The organism is Ferruginibacter sp., from assembly GCF_014377975.1.
Lineage (GTDB): Bacteria > Bacteroidota > Bacteroidia > Chitinophagales > Chitinophagaceae > Ferruginibacter.
Window position 1 is genome coordinate 1 of record NZ_JACMOO010000160.1, and the last position, 6,026, is coordinate 6,026.

The 6,026-nt window shown below is 40.0% G+C and carries 3 protein-coding genes and 1 pseudogene; 3 read left to right on the forward strand and 1 reads right to left on the reverse strand.

The features are described 5' to 3' along the window. Positions 1-297: pseudogene (locus H7254_RS09275) on the reverse strand (hypothetical protein); the annotation flags it as partial. A 287-nt stretch (positions 298-584) separates the two neighbouring features. Here H7254_RS09275 and H7254_RS09280 point away from each other — a divergent pair. The 3 genes from H7254_RS09280 to H7254_RS09290 form a co-directional block, all read left to right on the forward strand. Beyond that, complete coding sequence (locus tag H7254_RS09280; protein ID WP_301932704.1) at positions 585-2,243, forward strand: proton-conducting transporter membrane subunit; 1,659 nt, start codon at positions 585-587, stop codon at positions 2,241-2,243. Positions 2,244-2,312: 69 nt separating this feature from the next. Further along, the gene (locus H7254_RS09285; RefSeq protein WP_301932705.1) at positions 2,313-4,745 is read left to right on the forward strand and encodes a YbcC family protein; all 2,433 of its coding nucleotides are present in this window, start codon (positions 2,313-2,315) and stop codon (positions 4,743-4,745) included. 614 nt (positions 4,746-5,359) lie between these two features. Further along, the coding region (locus tag H7254_RS09290; protein WP_301932706.1) for an AsmA family protein at positions 5,360-6,026 on the forward strand (667 nt) is incomplete at its 3' end.

Here is a 6,026-nt window from a genome sequence, read left to right on the forward strand (position 1 = left end):
CAGGTTGTGGGATGTCTTTTCGCTGGAGTTGGACGATGCTTTTTCGCCTGTTACTGAAGCCAATATTATAACTGACTCAGCCTCCGGCTGTTCTTTTCCCACAATTACAGCTGTTTGTGTATCCATCCATACACCAAATTGTTTTTGATTACTCATTTTTACATATATTATTGTAATGGTGAGGGTTGCAATTACCATACCGTTAAAATATTCCCCATTTTGAGGATGAGCAGCACAGGGTGATTTAAGTTCATTGATTTTAAAAGTTGTTGTACTGTAAAAATGTTGTGAGCGCATTGAAAATTAAAACTGTGATCGGGTGTTGTTACATGTCAAAAGCTATTCCGTATCCCCCTAAATAATCCTTATTTCTGCAGCCTGAATTTAATAAGCAATAGTTACAGCATATTTCTAAGCATAAATATTTTTTATGCATTATATAGGAAACATTAATAAAAACTTATCAATTGTTTTAGTCAGTTTTACAATGTTAAAAAATTCACTGCTGTAAGGCAATAAAATTTAAAAAAAGGCTTGTACATATTGTTTTATCAGTTTAAAAACAACTCAAGCGCAAACAAACTATGTCACAAAATTTAATAACGCTCATTGCACTAATATCGCCCTTGTTTTTTGTTGTAACGGCCATCGCATCCTGGTTTCAACCTGGTTTTAAACCAAGGCAAGTAATAACGATGAGCAAAGTTGCTGCTGTACTGAGCCTGGTCATTGTCGTGTGTTTAAGTATCAATGTTTATTGGTATAAACTCATTCAATCTCCATTAGCCGGATTTGCTGCTATTGGTTTTAGCGTTCGGCTTGATGCTGTAAGTGTGATTATGCTCGGCATGATTTCACTATTGGGTTTTATCATTATAAAATACAGTGTAAACTACCTGGATGGAGATCAACACCAGGGAGCTTTTATGGGCAGACTGGCTGCAACCATTGCCGCTGTGCAACTGCTTGTAATTTCCGGAAACCTTGGTCTGCTTTTTCTTTCCTGGATTTTAACGAGCATCTCCTTGCATCGGCTACTCGTGTTTTACAGCGACAGGCCAGGAGCACAACTTGCAGCAAAAAAGAAATTCATACTTGCCAGGCTAGCCGATGCCTGCTTACTTGTTGCCATTGTTTTGCTATACCGGCAGTTTGGTTCAGGAAATTTAGAAGTTATTTTTAATGGAATTAAAACTAGCTCTTTTATTTCTCCATCTTTGGAATTTGCTGCCCTGTTTTTAGGTCTGTCGGCTGTGCTTAAATCAGCCCAATTTCCTACACATGGCTGGTTGATAGAGGTGATGGAAACACCTACACCGGTATCTGCTTTGTTACATGCAGGACTTTTAAACGCAGGGCCATTCCTACTTATTCGCATGGCCTTTGTAATGGAATCCAGCACTGCTGTGTCAATCTTGCTCATCCTTATAGGTGGAATAACTGCACTTTTTGCGTCTGTTGCTTATCTCACCCAAACATCTGTAAAAACAGCATTGGGATACTCCAGCGTAGGACACATGGGTTTTAGTTTAATGATTTGCGGATTAGGTGTATACCCGGCTGCGATGCTCCATCTGGTAGCCCATTCATTTTACAAAGCGCACGCCTTTCTCTCGTCGGGAAGTGTAATTGATGTAGTAAGGGCAGCTAAAGTTACCAGAAAGGAGAAATTGGCCAGCCCTCTAAAAATTATATTGGGTATTGCAATGGCTTTAGCGCTCTATGCAGCTTTTGCTTTAATATGGGGAATGGATATAAAAAAAGATATAGCTATTTTGCTCATTGGCACTGTCATTATGCTGGGACTTTCCCGCATTTTTACTGCTGCCATTGCTGGTAAATTGAATTTTAGTTTGCTGGCTCAAGCCACAGCCCTCGCACTGATTATTACAGTGGCATTTTTTGCATTGGAATCTGCAACGCATTATGTTATTGCTTTGCAGGTACCGCAGGTAAGCATTCCTCAAAGGGGTAAATTACTTGCTATCGGGATTATATTACTCGCCTTTGCATTGGTGATTTTTATTCAATTGATTGCTTCTCAACTTTCGCAAAAGCCGTTTTACCGAACGCTCGCTGTTCACGTAAGAAATGGCTTTTATGCAAATGCTTTTTTTGATAGATTGGTGGGTGCATTGAATATTAATTTCAAACTAAAAATACCTGCGATTAACCGGGCTGAGTTTAAAAGCACCAGCCTTAAACAAATAGACATAAAAACACTGAAAGAAAAGCTGGTTTAAGTCTTAGCGAGTGATTAGAAAAATAAAATAAAAAAGCAGGTAAAATAAATTTTACCTCCAATTAAAAAAATGGAAAACAACACACTCATCGAAATAATGCGAAAGGCCTGCAAAAAAATTGCACCTGTGTGGCCCCTTGAAAATTTTGTAGCCGTAAACCCATACTTTGGGTATAGTGATCAAAAATTTGAAACGGTGGCTCATTACCTGGCTTCAGTAGCAGGAATCCAAACAACGTTGCCTGTTTCTTTTTACCAAACAAAAGTGAAAGAAGGAAAAATTATGCTGGAAGATATAGAGACTGCTTTAGCTAAAAAACCGACTCCAATAAAAAATGCTAAAAGCCTTATAAATGAACTCAGCAAAACCGTTGATGTCAATCAAAATGCTGCATCGGTAAACACCTTACTCGATGTTGCGACGCAGGCTACAAAAAAAGATTGGAATAGTTTTGTCATTTCCAGGGTATCTGCTTGGGCTGCTTCCTATTTTGACAATGGACAAGCCAGCTGGGTGGCGGCGAATAAAGAGGCGGGCATTTTTATGTCATGGAAAGAGGAAGCAGAAGTAGATTGCACACCTGAAATTGCAGGATTGAAAAACTTCCGAAAAATAGTAAAAGCCATGCCTGATGATTGGCTGCAAGCATTGCAGGCAGCTTTGCAAATACTTGGTTTATCACAAGAAGAATTAGACACTTATTTTCAACGCCTGTTGATACGGGTGGGCGGGTGGTCGGCATATGCGGCACGGCTGGACTGGGATAGCGAATTGTACGGAGGAAAAGACGGAAAATTAATGGAATTTCTTGCCATCCTTGCCTGCTGGGAAGCATGTTTTTTAAAAAGCATCGAAACTCCGCAATTGCAAGCTAACTGGATGGAGGCTAAGAAAACGAAAACTCCCACCGGGCTCAATCAACAGCTTACAGAAAAACTCATTTTGCAGGATGCATTTGATATAGCATGTCAACGGGAAATTATAGCTAAATTTAAAATGCCAAAAGTTGTTGATACTAAGAGCAAAGTGCAATTAAAGGCACAAGCAATTTTTTGTATTGATGTAAGATCCGAGGTATTTCGCAGAAACCTGGAGTTGGTGGATCGGGGAATTGAAACGATTGGCTTTGCAGGATTTTTTGCCTTTCCTATTAATTTTATACCATTGGCTCACGAAACAGGTGAGGCCCAGTGTCCGGTACTTTTAAAAACGGGGCCAACCATTTTGGAAGAAATTCCTGATAGTGAGGACAATCGGAAGGCGTATAAAAGCCTTCTTCTTCGCAACGAGACAAAGCAAATCTGGAAATCTTTTAAGTCCGGAGCCGTTAGTTGTTTTAGTTTTGTTAGCCCGGTCGGGTTATCCTACCTCCCAAAACTTTTTACAGATGCATTTGGCCTTACCCGCCCGGTACCCCATCCAACCAACTCCGGTTTTACAGCGTCGGTTTTAAAACAAAAAACTATAAGTCTGCAGGTATCAACACACCAGCATCATACTGCAGGTATACCTTTGGAGCAGCGAATTCAAATGGCTAAAAATGCGTTGAATGCTATGTCTCTTACGGAGAACTTTGCACGCTTTGTATTAATTGTAGGCCACGGTTCTACCACTGTAAATAATCCATATGCCACTGGGCTCGATTGCGGCGCTTGCGGAGGTCATACAGGAGAAGCCAATGCAAAAGTGGCGGCTGCGGTACTTAACGACAAATTGGTTCGGGAAAAATTAAAACTGGAGAATATTGAGATACCCGACAAGACTGTTTTCCTGGCATGTTTACACGACACTACAACGGACGAAATCAGCATTTATAATGAGGAGGAGGCTGCCAGGCTGCATCCCGAACAACTGCATGATTTAAAAATATCAATGGGCAGGGCAGGGCATGCCACCCGAACAGAACGAGCCTTGCGTATGGCTGTTAAAAGCAATGTGGATTCAGCTATAAAAGCACGGAGCAAGGACTGGTCGCAGGTGCGCCCGGAATGGGGATTGGCTGGCTGCAGCAGCTTTGTTGTTGCGCCTCGGGAAAGAACCGAACATCTTGACCTTGGAGGTCAAACCTTTCTTCACTCTTACAACTGGAAAAAAGATCAGGGGTTTTCTATTTTAGAATTAATAATGACGGCACCAATGGTAGTAACCAACTGGATTAATATGCAATACTATGCCTCTACAGTTGATAATAATCACTTTGGTTCTGGAAATAAAACCTTGCATAATGTAACTGCCGGCGTAGGCGTTTTGGAAGGATATTCCGGTGACCTGAGGGTTGGATTACCTATGCAATCTGTACACGACGGCGAAATCTACCAACATGAGCCGGTAAAACTAAATGTGATTATTGAAGCACCGTTGCAGGAGATGAATGCCATCCTCAAAAAACACGAGCATGTGCGAAACCTATGTAATAATGGGTGGTTGCACTTACTTGCTATGGATGAGCAAGGCACTGTGGCACACCGATATGTTGGTGAATTTAATTGGGAAAAGATTTAATACACAAATGCCGCCATTAAAATTATAGACAGCCGCTGCCGGCAATGGTGCTTAGCTTTTTTGCCGGGAGGGTAAACTTCTTCCGCTGTGAGGTTTTCAGTTAATGCACAAATAGTAACTTGCTGCATTAGTAATTTATCACATGCAGGTCACCGTAACCTAACACTATCCTCGTTAATTTTCCGAAATTATAATTGCTTTTTATAGCTACGTTATTTTTCTGATCAGGAAAAGAAAAGCCAGATAGTATTATTACAGCCCAGATTTATAAAAAAAATTACGATCACAAAAGTATTATTAGCGTTAAACATTGATAGTGTAGTAGTAATTATCAGTGGTAAAGTCGCGTTCCGGATAAAGGCGTTTGCAGCAGTCGTTATTAGTAGCAAAATTTAATGCCGCTTATCAACCGCAGTAATATGGTATAGCGATGTTAAATGGTTTCTATAATTATTTTTCCGTGATGCCTCTTTTAAAAAAGGGGAGGTTTATATATTCGCAGGCATTTATAAACTGACCTTTTACATTACCGTAAGTTTACCCCTAATACACATTAGTTGGAATGCTTTTTGCCTGTAGGCATACCAACAGTTTATAAAAATAAATTGATTTCTATGATAAAAAAATTACTCAAAATTGTTCTGATAAGTTTACTTGTTTTAACTGGAGTTGCCTTTGCCATTCCCTATCTTTTTAAAAGCCAGCTTACTGCTAAAGTGAAAAAAGAAATCAATGCAAAACTCAATGCCAGGGTTGATTTTAAAGAAGTAAATATTTCCTTTTTCCGCCATTTCCCAAAAGTAGCGGTTGGTTTAGATGATTTTTACATTACCGGTAACGGTGTATTTGCCGCTGATACATTACTGGCAGCCAAACAAATTGATGCTGCGGTAAACATTATGAGTGTGATAAAGGGCAGCAACATCACCATCTATTCTGTATTTGTTGAATCGCCCCGGGTACATGCTATCGTTTCAAAAGACAGCCTGGTTAACTGGGATATTGTAAAGCCTGATACAACTGCCCAAATAACGGGCGCAGAAAAGGTATTTAAAATGGAGCTGCAGCGGTATGAAATCAACAATGCTTACATCAGTTACAAAGACGAACCATCCGTAATAAGTGCTGAGATATTCAATCTTAATCATAGCGGAAGTGGTGATTTTACCGCCGATTTGTTTACTTTAAAAACCATCCCAACTGCGGAAAATGTAAATGTTACCTATGGAGGTATTGCCTATTTATCAAATGCAAAAGCAGCAGTAGCTGCAGATATACAGG